The sequence below is a fragment of the Nocardiopsis halotolerans DSM 44410 genome, from assembly GCF_000341065.1.
Lineage (GTDB): Bacteria > Actinomycetota > Actinomycetes > Streptosporangiales > Streptosporangiaceae > Nocardiopsis > Nocardiopsis halotolerans.
Map to the genome: position 1 here is coordinate 1 of NZ_ANAX01000250.1, position 16,838 is coordinate 16,838.

13 protein-coding genes are annotated in these 16,838 nt (G+C 65.5%); 9 read left to right on the plus strand and 4 right to left on the minus strand.

The features are described from left to right. The coding region (locus D455_RS31030) for a helix-turn-helix domain-containing protein (RefSeq protein ID WP_152487109.1) at nucleotides 1-440 on the minus strand (440 nt) is incomplete at its 3' end. Between the two features lie 137 nt (nucleotides 441-577). On the opposite strand from D455_RS31030, the gene D455_RS31035 reads away from it, so the two are divergent. The 6 genes from D455_RS31035 (at nucleotide 578) to D455_RS0119605 (ending at nucleotide 9,442) form a co-directional block, all read left to right on the plus strand. Next, nucleotides 578-853, plus strand: coding sequence for a NaeI family type II restriction endonuclease (locus D455_RS31035; RefSeq protein ID WP_017572405.1), 276 nt, complete (start codon nucleotides 578-580; stop codon nucleotides 851-853). After that, nucleotides 850-1,329, plus strand: coding sequence for a very short patch repair endonuclease (locus tag D455_RS0119585; RefSeq protein ID WP_275040901.1), 480 nt, complete (start codon nucleotides 850-852; stop codon nucleotides 1,327-1,329). The genes D455_RS31035 and D455_RS0119585 overlap by 4 nt, the downstream gene beginning before the upstream one ends. A 776-nt stretch (nucleotides 1,330-2,105) precedes the next feature. Continuing rightward, entirely contained in the window at nucleotides 2,106-3,602 is a 1,497-nt protein-coding gene (locus D455_RS31040; RefSeq protein WP_017572407.1) for an ATP-binding protein, read from the plus strand. Continuing rightward, the gene (locus tag D455_RS0119595; protein ID WP_017572408.1) at nucleotides 3,599-6,424 is read left to right on the plus strand and encodes a Z1 domain-containing protein; all 2,826 of its coding nucleotides are present in this window, start codon (nucleotides 3,599-3,601) and stop codon (nucleotides 6,422-6,424) included. Before D455_RS31040 ends, D455_RS0119595 begins: the two co-directional genes overlap by 4 nt. Beyond that, nucleotides 6,421-7,425: a PD-(D/E)XK motif protein gene (locus tag D455_RS31045; protein WP_017572409.1), complete on the plus strand. Its 1,005-nt coding sequence runs from the start codon at nucleotides 6,421-6,423 to the stop codon at nucleotides 7,423-7,425. The genes D455_RS0119595 and D455_RS31045 overlap by 4 nt, the downstream gene beginning before the upstream one ends. Then, the gene (locus D455_RS0119605; protein ID WP_017572410.1) at nucleotides 7,415-9,442 is read left to right on the plus strand and encodes an AIPR family protein; all 2,028 of its coding nucleotides are present in this window, start codon (nucleotides 7,415-7,417) and stop codon (nucleotides 9,440-9,442) included. The genes D455_RS31045 and D455_RS0119605 overlap by 11 nt, the downstream gene beginning before the upstream one ends. Before the next feature lie 70 nt (nucleotides 9,443-9,512). On the opposite strand, the gene D455_RS31050 is transcribed toward D455_RS0119605, so the two are convergent. Next, the gene (locus D455_RS31050) at nucleotides 9,513-11,708 is read right to left on the minus strand and encodes a DNA cytosine methyltransferase (RefSeq protein WP_017572411.1); all 2,196 of its coding nucleotides are present in this window, start codon (nucleotides 11,706-11,708) and stop codon (nucleotides 9,513-9,515) included. Between the two features lie 929 nt (nucleotides 11,709-12,637). On the opposite strand from D455_RS31050, the gene D455_RS0119615 reads away from it, so the two are divergent. Beyond that, complete coding sequence (locus D455_RS0119615; protein ID WP_241480284.1) at nucleotides 12,638-13,711, plus strand: ISAs1 family transposase; 1,074 nt, start codon at nucleotides 12,638-12,640, stop codon at nucleotides 13,709-13,711. Nucleotides 13,712-14,054: 343 nt separating this feature from the next. Here the strand turns inward: D455_RS0119615 and D455_RS0119620 are convergent, their stop codons facing one another. Continuing rightward, nucleotides 14,055-14,615 (minus strand): TetR/AcrR family transcriptional regulator, encoded by a 561-nt coding sequence (locus tag D455_RS0119620; RefSeq protein WP_017572413.1) that lies wholly within the window; start codon nucleotides 14,613-14,615, stop codon nucleotides 14,055-14,057. Nucleotides 14,616-14,705: 90 nt separating this feature from the next. Between D455_RS0119620 and D455_RS0119625 the strand changes: the two genes are divergently transcribed. After that, nucleotides 14,706-15,167 carry a nuclear transport factor 2 family protein gene (locus D455_RS0119625; RefSeq protein ID WP_017572414.1) on the plus strand — a complete coding sequence of 154 codons (462 nt, stop codon included), beginning with the start codon at nucleotides 14,706-14,708 and terminating at the stop codon, nucleotides 15,165-15,167. Nucleotides 15,168-15,440: 273 nt separating this feature from the next. Beyond that, entirely contained in the window at nucleotides 15,441-15,722 is a 282-nt protein-coding gene (locus tag D455_RS0119630) for a DUF1540 domain-containing protein (protein ID WP_241480283.1), read from the plus strand. Between the two features lie 148 nt (nucleotides 15,723-15,870). Here the strand turns inward: D455_RS0119630 and D455_RS0119635 are convergent. Beyond that, on the minus strand, nucleotides 15,871-16,838 hold a 968-nt coding region (locus tag D455_RS0119635; protein WP_017572416.1), incomplete at its 5' end, for an NAD(P)H-dependent flavin oxidoreductase.

Here is a 16,838-nt window from a genome sequence, read left to right on the forward strand (position 1 = left end):
TTGCGCTGGGGCCTTTGCAGGCTCCACCCCAGCCGCACGGTGAGCAGCCGCCAGACCGAGGCCCGCGACAAACGCACACCACTCGTGCGCTCGACGACCAGGCCCACGCGCTCCAGGGTCCACAGGTCGGAGGTGAATCCATGTGTCAGGGCGCCCTCCTCCAAGGCCCTGCGGATCTGTTCCACCTGCTCATCGGTGAGTTTGCGAGGCCGTCCGGTGGGCGGGCGGCGGCGTAGCGCGGTCACTCCGCCCTGTTCCATCCGACGTTGCCAGCGCCGCACGCTCTCAGGTGTGACACCGAGCATGTGGGCGATCTGGGCCTGGGAGTGACCTTGGTCCAGGAGTTCGACCGCACGCATCCGTCGGGCTTCGGCCAGTTGCGGGCGGGTCAGCGGCGGGACGGGTTCAGTGGGGGTGTCGGGTTCGACTCGCGGGGGCATACCGCCATGCTCACACGACCGAGCTTTCCGTACCCACACAACTAACGAAAAACTCAGTAAACGAACTGTTCCGCCGGACACAGGGCCTACCCGTCCGCCGCGCTGTCGTGGCTACCGTGGTCAAGTAGGAGGAGTACATGAAGAGGGTCCGCGGCAACGGCGGTTCCCGATCCAGCCTGCGATCGGAGGGCATCATCATCCTGGGCCACTACAGAACGCACTGTCAGATTGCCACCGTCCTCTCATTGCCCGAGCCCGGCCCCGGGGAGTTCGTCTCCGCGCGGGTCGTGCGCGCTGGCAGCGCCCCGCAGGACAAGCCCCGGGCCTTCATCGACGGGGCTTGGTGGCGCTCGGCGGAGGAGGGCGGCCCGGTCGAACCGGTCGAATCCGCGCCCCTGCTGCCCGAGGTATGACAGGGAAAGCAGCCGGTGGGTGGGAAGCCCCTGAAGGGTCGTGGGCTTCCTCCCCCGGCAACCGGCGGAGCATGCGCGCCAACCGCAGCCGTGACACCAAGCCCGAACTCGCCATCCGGCGTCTGGTGCACGCCGCCGGACTGCGCTACCGGGTCGCGGCCAAACCCCTGCCGAGGATGAGGCGCACCGCCGACCTGCTCTTCCGCCCCGCCAAGGTGGCGGTGTTCGTGGACGGGTGCTTCTGGCACGGCTGCCCCGACCACTTCGTCGCCCCGAAGACCAACCCCGGCTACTGGGAGGACAAGATCGCGGACAATAAGGGCCGCGACCGCGACACCGACGCAAGGCTGGAGGAGGCCGGGTGGCTGGTGCTGCGCTTCTGGGAGCACCAGGACCCGGCCGAGTGCGCCGGAGCCGTGGTCGCGGCCGTCTCAACCCGTAAGAGTCAGCTGCAGCGGCCCCGTGTGTTCGGCTAGCCCCTCGGGTCGCTCAGCAGGGATTGCAACACCTGCGTCGACGGCCTGCAGCGCAGCGATAATAGCCTCCCCCGCCTCTTGGGCCACCGAGCGGGAAGGCGTGCCTTGGTCGATACGGTCTTGGCGCCGCCAGGCGTAGGCGGTCTCGGCAGGAGATATCCAGATCGCGTGCCACGTCCGCGACGCTGCGTCCGGCTTGGACCGAGTCCAGGACCTTGCGGCGGGACTTGGCCGGGTACCCACTACGTCCCACGATGCCCTCCTTCAAGGGTCACGTGGTCCCAGGACCCAGAAATCCGACTCCGAAAAACGCAGGGCACACCAGAGCCTCCATCACACCCGGAACGAGACAGATCGGCGGGACAGCGCTAACAAGAGCCGGGGATACGCTGCGGTCACTGGGAACAGCCGGAACAGCGGGCACCATCACCCACTGCCCTCACCTCGATCGGCATCCCGTTCTCCGCGGTGTTCACTCTGGCAACCGTGATGTCGATGACTCCGGAACAGCGCTCGACGGATCCATGAGCAGACCTCGTCCATGAGGCTCGACCTTGCCGAGGGAACACAGCCATGACGGTGGGTTCTCAGGAATCGTCTACAACCGCCACTTTGCGTGACAGGCCTCCAGAAATTGGGACAGAGCCAGCACTGACGAACAGAACCAGGGACAATGAGGATGGTTTCATCTGCGCAAGGGTCGCGATTGTCCATATCCGACGGATAGCATCCGAGCCTTGGCAGACCAGTCGTATCGGCACAGACAGGAGGCTTTAATGCAGGTCCAAGAGGTAGTGCCGGAGCCTGCCGGTCTGGTCGCGTCTCTGGCCGCATTCGGATACACCGTCGAAGCCTCTATCGCGGACCTCGTCGACAACTCGGTCTCTGCTGGTGCGACACAGGTCGACGTAGATCTGATCTGGGAGGGGGCTGACTCGTGGGTCGCGGTCAGCGACAACGGCAATGGAATGTCCGAGAGCGAGCTGGTCACCGCTATGACCGTCGCTGCCCGCTGGGGCGCGGAGCGCGACAAAGCTGATCTGGGTCGCTTCGGTATGGGACTCAAATCCGCGTCCTTCGCCCACGCCCGCCTACTCACCGTCGCGAGCCGGAGAGCCGGAGAAGATTGGCACGCCCGGACCTGGGACCTCGATCTCATCAGCGAGAAGGGCAAGTGGCTCCTGCTCGAAGGAGCCATGGCGGAAGCCGAGGGACCCCTTATGCAGGTGCTCGAGGTGATCGATGGTCCGGGCACCGTGGTGCTGTGGCAGCGCCTGTCTGCCTATCAGGGGGTTCCTGAGCAGGACTCCAGGGTGAAACATCAGTTCCTTCTGGAGTCGGGGAATGTGACGAAACATCTGGGCCTCACCTTCCACCGCTTCCTCGACGGGCCGCGGGCGGTCCGCTTGAGGGTCAACAGTGCCCCTGTGCAGCCCTGGGACCCGTTCCTCCAGAACCATCTGGCGACCGTGAGAATGCCGACCGAAGAGCTGCTCCTCGGCGAGCATCTGGTGAAGGCCACTCCTTTCGTCTTGCCTGCTCCTCACCGGCTGACGAACGAGGAGCGCGAGGCGGCCGGTCGAGACCGGGGTTGGTTGAAGCTGCAGGGCCTGTACGTCTACCGCAGAGACCGGTTGATCGCGGCTGGCGGCTGGTACAGGCTGCGCAAGCGGGAAGAGAAGTTCAATCAGGCGCGGATCGCTGTGGAAGTCCCCGCAGAGACGGACGAGCACTGGAAAGTTGACGTCAAGAAGTCCACGGCCTGGCCTCCCGTGTCTCTGCGGCGGTCCCTGAAGGGCATCGCGGACCGCGCATGCAAGGAGGCGGCTACCAGCATGCGCACCCGGGGGCGGGTCGCGGCGATGCGGCACGACTCTCGGCTCGAGTTCGCATGGAAACTCGATAAGCGGGGTGACGGCACCATCACCTGCAGGATCAACCGTAAGCACAGCGTGATCCAGGCCCTCCTGAGCGAGGCCGAAGAACTCCAGGCCACCCAGATCGGTGCCCTCCTGCGGCTGCTGGAAGAAGCGTTGCCTATCGCAGGCCTGCGCGTGCTCCACGAGACCGACGCCGCAGACGACCCCGAGCCGTTCGACGGCGGATCTCCCGACAGCGATATGGAACAGGTCGCGCGAAACATGGTGGACGTGCTCGTCCGCAAGGGCATCAGCGAGCGGGAAGCCCTCGTGATGATCAGTCGCATGGCTCCGTTCGACGAGCTCAAGGGCTTCTGGGATCAAGACCACGACGAAGACAGGGGACGCGCATGAGTGACGAGATGGATATCTCGGCAGAGGACACCGACGAAGCCATCAAGATGGTCTTGAGCGCGCTCGACAAGTACGACCATCCGACGGTGGAGCAGATCGCGACGGCCGTGGACGCGGTGCTCGCCGTGCAGGACATGCTGGGCAACAACGTCGACAGCGATGTCGTCCGCCGACAGGTGGAGTCGATCGTCACCGTCACTCAGGAGGAGACCGGCGGCCTCGTCGACGACGACCCGACCTCCCATGTGAAGTGGCTCGACGAGCTCCGGGCTGACCCCGGCAAGGAGTGGCCGTTCTGGGATCGTTACGCCGAGTACATGAAGAAGCACCAGAAGCTTCCGCTCCAAGTCGTGCAGGTCTTGGACGACACCACTGCCAAGGTCTTGGGCGAGCTCGAGAGCCCCGACCGCGAAGGCGAGTGGCAGCGCCGAGGACTGGTGATCGGAGACGTCCAGTCCGGCAAGACCGGACAGTTCATCGGGCTCGCTGCGAAGGCCGCTGATGCCGGATACAAGCTCATCGTGATCCTCGCGGGTGTCTTGGACGATCTTCGTGCTCAGACGCAGACCCGCGTCGACAAGGGACTACTCGGGTACGACACCAGCCGCCAGCAGCAGGTTCGAGGTCGGCACAAGATCGGCGTCGGGAAGATGCGCGGTTTCAAACATCACGACATCAACTCTCTGACCACGCAGAAACTGAAGGGGGACTTCAACAAGAACTTCGCTCAGCAGCTCGGCTTCAAGATCGGCGGCACCCCGGTGGTGCTCGTCATCAAAAAGCACCAGTCGATCATCAACCACGTCACCGAATGGATGAGCAGCATGCACGGCGAGGAGGTCGGAGACGGCAAGAGCAAGGTTCGCGACGTCCCGCTTCTCCTGATCGACGACGAGGCGGACAACGCCAGCATCAACACCAACAAGGCTGGCGACGGCCCCACCTCGATCAACAAGTCCATCCGGGCGCTGCTGAACGCTTTCGAGAAGGCCTCGTACGTCGGGTACACGGCGACCCCCTACGCCAACATCTTCATCGACCCCGACGTCGACGACCCTGAACACGGCAAGGACCTCTTCCCGGAGAGCTTCGCCCTGACGCTGCACCCCCCATCGAACTACTTCGGTCCCGAGCGCCTCTTCGGCCTGGTCGGAGACGACGGGGATGACGAGATGGAGCCGCTGCCCCTGACTCGCGACATCAACGATGCCGCCTTGTGGGTGCCCGATAGCCACAAGGCATCGCTCGTGATCGGGAAGACGATGCCCGAGAGCCTGAAAAAGGCCGTTGACGCTTTCGTTCTGGGTTGTGCTGCCCGTCGAGCACGGGGGAAGAAGGACGACATCAAGTCGATGCTCGTCCATGTCACCCGCTTCAAGAAGGTGCAGGAGCAGGTGACAGAACAGGTCTTGGGCTATCTGCTCGAGACCCAACAAGATCTCGCCGCCAGATTCGGCACCAACGCTCAGCGCCGCCTCGACCGCTTGCAGGAGCTCTGGGAGAAGGACTTCGAGACGACGACGAAGCACTTCCCTGCCGAAGACGCCAAGCGTCTCAAGTGGAAGCAGGTGAAGGAGCACCTGCCCGAAGCGGTCGACAAGATCGAGGTGCGCAAGGTCAACGGTGACGCGAAGGACGCCCTCGAGTACGAGCAGCGCAAAGGGACCGGTTGGTCCGTCATCGCAGTCGGCGGGCAGAAGCTCTCCCGGGGCCTCACGCTGGAAGGGCTCACAGTCTCGTACTACCTCAGGCTCTCGAGCACCTATGACACGCTGCTGCAGATGGGGCGCTGGTTCGGATACCGCCCCGGTTACGAGGACCTGTGCCGCCTCTACACCACCAAGACACTGGTGAGCCGGTACCGGTGGATCACGCAGGCTACCGCCGAGCTCCGTCGAGACATCGACGAGATGGGAGTGCTCGGAGAGTCTCCCAAGAGCTATGGGATGAAGGTCATGGACGGCCCCCTCGGTCTCGCGATCACCGCACCGAACAAACGGCGGGAAGGCACCTCTGTCCGGTTGTCGTTCTCCGAGGAGCTTGCTGAGACCACGGTCTTCGACCTGTCCGGCGAAGTTCCGGAGCGAAACAGGAAGACCCTGACAGAATTCGCCCAGCACTTGGACTCCTTGTACATGCGTGATCGCATTGCCGAGGACAAGTGTGAAGGAATGGTCTGGCGCAATGTCTCGGCCGAGGACGTCGCCGCGATGTTCTTCGACAGGTACGAGACATCTCCCGAGGCCCACCGGGTCAAGCCTGAACTGATCGCCAAGTACATCCGGCAGTGCGCCGAGAAGGGCGAGCTGGAGAACTGGACCGTCCGGGTGGTCAACAAACGGGTTAGAGACGAGAACAGGATCGACTCCCACCAGTACAAGATCAAGGTGGGCGAAGACGAGCTCTGGGTCACACACCGCGTCGAACTTGAGCGATCCACTCCTGACCGCAAGGTCATCAAGCGTGTTCTGAGCCCCGCGCACGAGTCCTACGACATGAGCAAGGAACAGAGGGAAGCAGGGCGACGCGCGGGAAAGAAGACCTCCGGGGTTCCAACCGGGAAGCCTCTGCGCAAGCAGCGGAATCCGCAGCAGGCTCTCCTGCTCATCTACCCGATCGACTACCCCCTAGAGAAATCCGGCCCCGACTCCAACGAGAGCGGGCGCATGGAGCAGGAGCCGGGTGATAACCCGGAGACGAACCCCTACCTCGTCGGGTTCGCCGTGGCATTCCCGACATCTGCCGGTGCGGTCGGCGTCAACTACACGGTCAACAACAAGTGGTTCGAAGAGCCGGTCGACGATGCGGAGGACGAGGCATGACCATCACCGAAGCATTGTGGCGGGAACTCGATCAGGAGGGCGGAACGGGCGATACAGGAGGGTGGCTCGTGCGTCGCCTGTATCCCGACAGCGAGCAGAACATCTGGATCGGTGTCTCGCGTCTCGATGGTCGGCGTCGGCTCACGATCAGGGCTCCTCGCCCGGCCTTCCTCAAGGTGGCCAAGCGCCTGCGCACCCTTGACGATGTCGTCGGCATCGAGCTGGACGTGATCTCGGCATCGACCCTGCACGTGGTCCTGAACAGTCTGGACCTCTCTGAACCTTTCACCGCGTTGGCGTCAGACCTGGCTCAGCGCGCCTCCAGGAGCACTACTGCGAAGGTCGTGGACGACGTACTCGACCAATACGCCCTCTGGCGCAGGATGCTGAAGGAGGTAGGCCGGAGCGGCTTGGGCAGGGAGGCACGACGCGGCCTCTTCGGCGAGCTCTACACGCTGCGCCACCACTTGATCCCTGCAGTAGGGGCAGCGGACGCTGTAGAAGCCTGGACCGGCCCGGACGGCACAAACCAGGACTTCCAGCTCCCCGAGTGCGCTGTCGAGGCGAAGTGCACGGCCAACCGCAACCCGGCCATCCTCACGATCAGCGACGAGAAGCAGCTCGACCGTGCTGGTGCGGGCCGCCTCTTCCTGAGCTCCGTAGTCGTCGACGAACGTCGAGGAGGGGTGGGGACGAGCCTGAGAGCGATAGTGGAGGAGGTGCGCAACCAGCTTCCCGTCGTGCTCCAGGCCGACTTCGAACAGCGTCTGGCGAAGACCGGTTACCTGGGCATTCACGCTGAAAAGTACGATGAGCCGCGCTACACGGTGACCGGTTCTGACGTGTGGGAGGTCAGCGACGGGTTTCCGTGTCTGACAGTCGAGAATATCCCCGCCGGGATCAGCGGGTGCATCTACAAGATCGACACCCGGGTCTTGGCAGAGTATGCGTGCGACGCGGACGAGTTCCGCAGCGCACTGAGGAGCGGCAGTGGGCAGTAAAGAAGATCTCGAGAACTACGCCGCACAACTGACCGGCGAGGTCTTCGAGACTGCTTCTGACAAAGGCGAGTCGCAGCGCGACGTCTTCGCACAGCGGATCCTCGACCTGCTGCACGAGGGCGGGTTCGTCAACAACCCCAAGGTCGAGTACCTCGAGAAACCCGGGACCTTGCTGCACGGGTACGGATACACCGATGACGGTCTCGTCCTGGAGCTGTACACGAGTGCGTTCTCATACGACCGCCCCCGTCTGAACAAGGGCCTTCTCGACAGGTACTTCCGGCGTGCGATCGCCTTCCTGAAGAAGGCGGAGAAGATCAAGGCTGCCAGCGATCCCAAGACGGGGATCTACCGCATGTGCGAGGTGGTAATCGCCGCGCTGGAGAACCCGGCCTTGACACGCATCAGGGTCTTCTTCGTGAGCTCGAGCAGCAGTGGGACCTCCTCGATGCCAGAGCCGGTCGACTTCAACGGCGTCCCGGTCGAATACCACCTGTACGACCTGCCGCGCATCTACAAGATGGAGAAGGCCGGAATCGCCAGCGAGCAGATCGAGGTCAAGCTCGACCCGCCCCTGCCATGCCTGCCCGCGCAGGCCAACGACGACGACCACTCGGTCTACCTGGCTGTCATCCCTGGTCGAGTGCTCGCCGAGCTGTACGACGAGTACCGCGCCCGCCTCTTGCAGCTGAACGTGCGGGCCTTCCTGCAGGCACGCGGCAAGGTGAACAAGGGGATCCGCGACACTGCGATCGAGCACCCGGCCTGGTTCCTGGCCTACAACAACGGCATCACCGCGACCGCCTCGGAAGCGGACTTCGAACGCGATGAGTCGGGTCGCGGGATAGCCATCACGAGCCTGACCGACCTGCAGATCGTCAATGGCGGGCAGACGACCGCGACCCTCCACCACGTCTTCAGCAGAGACAAGAACACGTTGGAAGGGGTGGACGTGCAGATGAAGCTGACTCTGGTACCCCCGGACAAGCGCGACGAGGTGGTGCGCAAGATCTCCGAGTACTCCAACACGCAGAACCGCGTCTCCCAGGTGGACTTCTCCTCCAATGACAAGTTCCACGTCAAGTTCGAGGCCGTCTCCCGGAACGTGTGGGCTCCGCCTGTGCGCAACTCCCTCCTGGACACCCGATGGTTCTACGTGCGGACCAGGGGAGCCTATGAGGTCGAACTCAACAAGAACACGACGACCGCGACCAGACGGAAGTTCAGGGCTGAGAACCCTCCTGCCCAGAAGTTCGACAAGACGGAGCTGGCCAAGTACGTCAACTGCTGGTTGGGCAAGCCCTACAAGGTCGCTCTGGGCGCCCAGAAGAACTTCGTGGACTTCCAAGGACACGTGACCGAGTACCCGCCGCTGATCGATGCCACCTATGTGCAGCGGACGATCGCCCTGAAGATGCTGTTCACCGCCGTCGACTCGGCCGCTCGAGCACAGGGCGCGGGCTCCAACAAGTCTGCGGTGACCGCCTACACCATGGCGATGCTCTGCCATGCAACCGGCCACCGAATCGACCTCGATCGCATCTGGCGCGAGCAGGCGGACTACGGGGAGAAGGAACCCAGGGTCACTCCTGCCCTGCTGGAGGCCATCCGGAGTCTGTGCGCCCCTGTCATGACGGTCATCCTCAACGGAGGCGGTCACCCGATCGAGTGGGCTAAGAAACCCGAGTGCTGGACCGAAGTACAAGCGATCGATTGGAAGGTCCCGACCGCCCTCGAGGACGAGCTGCGCCCAACCATGCTCAAGCTCGAGCGAAGCGAGGCGGAGGCCAGCGAAGACCTGAACCAGCGTTTCGAAGAGGTCGCCGCCGATGACTGGCAGTCCGCCTACGAATGGGGCCAGGAAACCGACCGCCTCGAACCCGTCGAGCTCGTGGCGCTGGACACCGTGGTGAACCTGCTGGAGCGTGGCGAGCCCGTCTCGGATACGCGTGCATTGCGGGCTCTGGAAGCCTACGACAAGGCTCTGCAAGCGGGGTTCGATCCCGACCCGGAGTAAGGGCGCATAAGGATGGAGCGAGGGGTCTTCCGATGTCGAGTGACGTCGGAAGACCCCTCGCCCCGCCCGCTCAGCCTTCAGGGGGAAGCGCGGAGAAAAGGTCGATTCCCTCCTGATGGCGTGCGGTGCGAGCAGCCCATGCACGCTTTGACCCCGCGGACTTGCTCTTCATCTGTTCGGCCCTCAGATCCTCGATCCTTTGGACCTCGGCAGGGTCCTTCGCGGTGACGCAGAACTTCTGCAGAGGGCAGTTGTCACAGTCCACCTGGTTGGTCTCGCACAGCTGTTGCCCGATGCGGTGCACTGCTGCCATGCGCAAGGAAGCGTTGTCATCGGCCCCGATCAGGCGCGACAGATCCACGCGTCCCTCTGTGCCCTTGTTGAACAGGTGGGACTGCGTCCCGGCCACGCGAGCCGCGACCCGCTGGGAGGGGGCAGAACTGAGCAGAAGGTCGGGTCCGTTGCGCAGGATCGTGTACATCTTGACCTCGGTCGGCTTCAGCGAGATGCCGACGGCGACCCGCTGGATCTCCTCCGGAGTATCCTTCTCCTCCCGGGAGGCCGCCCACAGAGCTGTTTGGGCCACGCCCCTGCGGAGCCGCTCGAGCTTCTTCCGGGCCGACGCGGTGGGAGCCAGAGCCAGCAGCTCTTCGAGGGATTCGTTCGAGAGGGCGCTGACGCCGTCCAACACGGCCAGCATCGAAACCAGCTGCCCGTGGGGCAGCTTACTGCCGGCCAGTATCGACATCACGGCCGCCTGGACCGGTCCCATCTTCTCACCGGGGAAGTAGAACCACATGTCCCCCTCCCGCTGCTGACGGGCCCAGGCGTTCAGTCCTTCCCTGAGGCGCCCGGCCTCCGTGGTCGCACCGTCGATGGGTTGGCAGTTGTCCAAGGGAAGCAGCGCCGTGGCCGCAGCCTTTCCCAGGAGGGGAGGGACGGCGTTACCGATCTGCCGGAAGGCGTCCGACCGGGTGCCTGCAAAACGGAATGAGTCGGGGAAGGACTGCACCCGAGCGGCCTCACGCACAGTGAGGGTGCGGTGCTCGGTCGGGTGAATGTACCAGTACCCGTCCTTGGCCAAGTGCGCGGTGATGGTGCGTGAGAGGTCATCACCGCGCAGCCGATGATATTTGTCCTTGAACTTCGAAGTGTCGTATCGGAGCGCGACGGTGCCGTCCAGATCCGCGTAGGTCAGGTCCGTGGTCAGTTTTTCGAAGACGTTGAAGTCGTCCTCTCGAACGCGCCGTGAGTAGTGGTCGTACACGAAACCCCTGTCGGCCTCGGGAACGTCCTGACGCATCAACTTCACGAAGTCGGAAGCGTCGTCTCCCTGGTCCTTGTAGGGCATGACGGTCATGCCGACGTCTCCGCGCGGAGCCGTGACCCATGTGAAAGGCCGTCGCTTCGCGGCGTACTGCATGGGCAGGTGCTCCCTGTCCCGGTGCAGCTCGAAAGACGGGAAGTTCTTGGGGCGGTCGGTGCGGCCCTCCCAGCCGGGCAGGGGAACGACGGTGATTGTGGGCAAGTCCCCGATCGCATCATTGAGGGTCACCCGCGGCTGCTTCTCGGGCCAGGGGAACGCCTCGACGTCCCGGCGGGCAAGGAGGATCAGACGCTTACGCTGTTGGGGCACGCCGTGCTGCCAGGCGGGCACGATCCGGGTCTCGACCGCATAGCCCTGACGTTCGAGCCTCTCCTCGATAATGCGAATCACAGCGAAGTCGTCCTGCAGCCCCATGTCGGGGACGTTCTCCATCAGGACGGCACGAGGGTTGAGTTGCTCGACGATGTCGAGGTAAGCCTGCCACAGCTCCTTGCGCGCGTCCTCCGGGTTGCGCCCGTGCCTACGCACCAAGTCGCGGATCTTGTTGCGTCCGGCGAGAGAGAACGGCTGGCAGGGCGGGCCTCCTGCGACTAAGTCGATCTCGGCCTGTCCGAGCAGCGCCACGAGCTCGTCACGGACCTTGGGGTCGCCCAGGTCCCGCATGAGACTCAGACCGGAAAAGTTGTGCGCGTGCGTCTCGACGGCCCGGTCGTCGAAGTCGATGCCAGCAGCGATGGTCCAGCCGGCTTCCTTGATGCCGTAGCTCAGGCCGCCGGCACCGGTGAACAGGTCCACGGCGAGCAGCTTGCCCGCAGCAACCTTCGCTGCCGCCCACCCCTGAAAATCGTCCTCGGTTGCGACGTGGTCGTGATGCGGTTCGAGGTGCACGTACTCCGACCGCTTGAGCGGTACGCCGTACCCAGATGACTTCCTGACCACGTGCTCCTCCGTATGACTGGGGCTGATGCCGCTCCAGAGCCCGCCCAACCACCGACACGATGAGTGCTTGGCAGAGCGGGGACTGGACCAGGTATGGAATCGGACCGCAGCCCTGACCAGGGCTACAGAGCGCTGTGACCAGGCACGACCGCGCAACGTCTTTCCGAAGGTCAAATAATACCGAGTCACGCAACAGAGCAGGTCACAGCGCCTTGTTTTACTCTTCGACCAGGAACAACTTGTTGACCACCTCCTCAGATTCTGCCACTACCGGGTCTCACCGAGCCCCCGGGGAGGAGGTCCCCAGACCGGTGGGCGGTGTGCATCTCCCCGGGTTATCCGGGGACTCTCTATCTGTGCTGTGAACTGCGGTTCTTGGATGTTTCGGGCGTAGCAGGCAGCCCCGTACTCCACCGGTGGGACGTGGTCGATCTCACCGTGGAGTCACGTGTCATTGCACCAGGCCGCCCGATCGGCAGCGGCGATCTCGGCCCTGTCCAATGTTTTCCACAGGCAGTGCGGCTTGATCAGCTGTCTCGTGCCGGGTGTGGTGTGTCCTGCGTTTTCCGGAGTCGATTTTCCGGATCCCGGGTGTTGTGTCCTGCTCTCAGCGGAGTCGGGTTGTTGGACTCGGGGGACACCTGACCCAGGGCTCGTTCAAGTTCCGTGACCGCGTAGATTGTCCCGTTCGGACAGACATGTCCAGATACAACAACAGGCACGGGAACCCGTGATCATTGTGGTGTCGAAGCCAAATGATCTCGAAGGACTCCCGTGCCTGCCCTCCCATCATCCCCCATCCCCGCCGTGCTCGCGAAACTCGGCCCGCTCAACACCGATACCATCACCGACCTGCGCCCCTACCTGAACACCGTCCCCGACCCCGCTCCCCACGAGGCCGCTGGTACTCCCTGACCTGCATCCTGCTCATCTGCGCGTGCGTCACCCTCTCCGGCGCACGCAGCATCGACGAGCTCGCCGAATGGGGCCAACACGCCCACGACACGGTCCTGGCCACGATCGGGGTGCGACCCCACCCGCTCACCTGGCGACGCTCACCCTCGGCCTCCACCATCGACCGCGTCCTGTGCGATATCGATGGCGACGCACTCGACGCCGCCATCGGCGCCTATCTCGCCCACCGACACCAGGCCACCACCCACACCGAGGACGCCCCGGTGCCAGGACTGCCCGCGATCGCCCTCGACGGCAAAGCGTTGAAGGGCTCAGCCCGCCTGGGCCGCAAGTGTCGACACCTGCTCTCGGCCCTGACCCATCACCTACCGGTCACCCTCGCCCAAGCCGAGGTCGGCGCCAAGGCGAATGAGACCCGCCACTTCCGCCCCCTCCTGCAAGCCTTGGACCTGGCGGGACACGTGGTCACCTTCGACGCGCTGCACACCGTCAAGGACCACCTGAGCTGGCTCGTGGGAACCAAGAACACCCACTGCATCGCGGTGATCAAGACCAACCAGCCCACCGCCTACCAGCAGATCTCGTCCCTGCCCTGGTCGCAGGTTCCCCTCGCCCACACCCGCTCCGAGCGTGGGCACGGGCGGGCCGAGTCCCGCTCGATCAAGGTCATGGCCATCGCTGACAACCTCGGCGGTACCGCCTTTCCTCATGCCAGGCTCGCGGTCCGCCTCCACCGTCGCCGCCAGCCCAAGGGCAAGAAACAGACCCGCGAGACCGTCTATGCCCTGACCAGCTTGGACGCCCACCAGGCCTCTTCCGTTGAGTTGGCCGCTTATCTGCGCGGGCAGTGGAGGATCGAGAACTCCAGCCACTACATCCGCGATGTCACCTTCGCCGAGGACGCCTCCACCGTCCACTGCGGGAGCGCGCCACGCGCGATGGCGGCCCTGCGGAACCTGGCCAACGGCGTCCTGAGGGTGGCCGGGGTGGACAACATTGCCAAGAGCACTCGCGCGATCCGTGACCTACCCGGGCGAGCCCTGCCGTTCTTCGGGATCAGCTACGAAACCGGAATCTCAGGAACTTGAACGAGCCCTGCCTGATGCAGGGTCGGTGTAAAGCAGCACGTTGGGGGTGGTTGAGCATGGGTGGATTCCCTGGCTCTGGCCTCCTCCGAAGACTGCCTTTATCTCTTCTCGAGTGGTCAGTTCGCCAGGTTTGATCCACTTGTCATCCATGGGATTAACGTACAGCTTTGGTGTACATGTGTCTCGCCGCTCAGTGAGATATGAGGGCAGAGTAACTTGGTGAGGCCGCTGGGGTTGGCAAAAGACCCGGTAAGCGCTTTGGATTGATGTTCTTGCTGAGGCATCTGAGGGGCACGTGGGAGCCCAGGGTGGCGTGAAATGGACGGTGGTCCGGTGTCGCTGGTCAGCCGATGAGGGCCCGGGCGGCCTCCTGGCCGGCTCGGGCGGCCCCGGGGTCTCCCGTGATGGACGCCGTGACGATCGCTCCCTCGGCCAGGAGGCACACGGGTTCGGCCGGGGCGTCGGTGGCGGCGTTCACCCAGGAGGCGATCTGGTCGTGGAACGCCCGCTTGTGCGACCGCACCTCGGCGAGGACCGCGGGCGAGGCGGAGCCCAGTTCGCCATAGGCGTTGATCCAGGCGCAGCCGCGGAAACCGGGCTCGGCGAACCACCGCTCCAGCCAGTCGAAGAGCGATAGGACCCGTTCGCGGGGGTCCTCGCGCGGCTCCACGTACTCGGTGAGGCTCGCTCGCCAACGGCGGTCCCGGCGCCGCAGCACCTCGACGACCAGGTCCTCCTTCGTCGCGAAGAGCGCGTAGATCCGCTTCAGGGACAACCCCGCGGCCTCGCGGACGGCGTCCATGCCGACCGCCTGGACACCGCGCTCGTAGAAGAGCGCCTCGGCGGCGTCCAGCAGCGCCTCGCGGTCGCGGGCCCTCTGTTCCTCGCTGATCGGCGCTGGCACGCGTGGACCTCCTTGACGTTGGGAACGATCGTTCTCTACGGTAGTCGAACCCCGTGGAGAACGATCGTTCTCATTGAGAGAGAAGGTGCCATGAGCCACCCCCGACCTCCCCTCCCGCCGTTCACCGAGGAGACCGCGCTCCAGAAGGTGCAGGCGGCCGAGGACGCGTGGAACACCCGCGACCCGCACCGCGTGGCGTCGGCCTACACGCCCGATTCGGTCTGGCGCAACAGGGACCTGTTCGTGACGGGCCGCGAGGAGATCATCGGCTTCCTGACCGCCAAGTGGGAGCGGGAACTCGACTACGCCCTGCGCAAGAGCCTGTGGGGGTTCCGCGGGAACCGCGTCGCGGTCCGGTTCCAGTACGAGTGGCACGACACGTCGGGCCAGTGGTGGCGCAGCTACGGCAACGAGTTGTGGCAGTTCAGCGCGCAGGGGCTGATGGAACGACGCGAGGCCAGCATCAACGACGTGCGGATCAGCGAGACCGACCGGAGGATCTTCGGCCCCCGCCCCGAGGACGAACGCGGCGTCGAGATCCCCCTCCGGTAGGGGCCCGGCGACCGATGTCCGGCCGGGAGACGGGCCCGGCCCCGGGCCGCGCCCGTCTCCCGGCACCTCCGGACCGTCGGCCCCCGGCCGTGCGCGGCCGGGGGCCGACGCGCTGGCCCCGTGCGGTCCGAGCCGTACCAGGACGTCCCAAGCCGCGGTCAAGAATCCGTCGGGTTCTCGGTGACACGGCGTGATGTTCCCAGGTCCGGGCGCTCCGTCTGGCAGCCTCTGATGCGCCGTCGGCCGTCGATCCTCTGGAGAACCGCTGTGGACATGCCCGTCGTGAACTCGTGCCAGGTGGACGCCTGCGCCTACAACGCCGAACACGCCTGCCACGCGCTGGCCATCACCGTCGAGAACTCCAGCAGCCCCGCCCAGTGCGGCACCTTCCTCGACACCGGGATCAGGGGCGGCGACCCGGAGGCCACGGGCCACGTCGGGGCCTGCAAGATGTCCGACTGCCAGCACAACGTCCGGTTCGAGTGCCAGGCCCCGGGCATCACCGTCGGCCACCTGGAACACCAGGCGGACTGCCTCACCTACGCGCCCGCGTGATCCGTCGGTCGGCGCGCCGCCCGCCTCGCGCGGGCAGGCCCCGACCGTCACCCTCGTCCAGGCCCCGGACACGCCGTCCGGGGCCTCGCCGCGCGCCCCTCCCGCCGACCGTGCTCGGATCCTCCGGTCCGTCTCCGCGCGACCGCGCTCAGACCTTCCGTCCCGCCTCCGCGGCCTCGCGGCGCAACCGCTCCACGACCTCGGCCGCGGGAGCGTCGGTGGCCAACCGGAAACCCCGACCCGCCCACAGCGCCATCCCGCCGGGGTCCCCGGCCCGGGCGGCGGCCGTGCGCAGCGGCTTGGTCATGTGGTGGATCTCGGGGTAGGCGTGGGGCTTCCGCGGGTGCTCGGCGATGAACCGGTTGGCCAGGCCACGAGCCGGACGGCCGGTGAACGCCCAGGTCACCGCCGTCTCTGTGTACGCCGGGTCGGCCAGCGCGGCCTTGTGGACCGGGTTGGCGCCGCTCTCGGGGCAGCGGAGGAACGCCGTGCCCGACTGCGCGGCGGCGGCACCGGCGTCCAGCACCCCGGCCACGTCGGCACCGGTCATGATCCCTCCGGCGGCGATCACAGGGACGTCCACCGCGGCGACCACGTTCCCCAGCAGCTCCCGCAGCGGCGAGCCACCGCCCCGGAGCGGGTCGAACGAGCCCTGGTGCCCACCGGCCTCCACACCCTGAGCGCACACCCCGTCGGCGCCGCGCTCCACGGCCTCGCGAGCCTCCTCGGCCGTGGTCACGGTGACCACCGTGGCGCTGCCCACATCGCGCAGCCGGTCCAGGACGGCGGCGTCCGGACAGCCGAAGGTGAAGCTCACCACCGGCACGGCGGCCTCCACCAGGAGGTCGATCTTGGCCTCCCACGCGTCGTCGTCGTGCGTCGGCGCGCCGACCGACGTTCCGTACCGCTCGGCCTCGGCCTCCAGGAGGAGGCGGTGGGAGGCGGCCACGTCCGGATCCGAGGGCGGACCCGGCACGAACACGTTCACCCCGAACGCGTCCACTCCGGCGTCCCGTACCGCTTCGACCTGCTCGGCGAGGGCGTCGGGCGCCAGGTATCCGGCGGCGAGGAAGCCCGTCCCGCCGGCCCCGGCCACGGCCGTCACCAGCGCGGGCG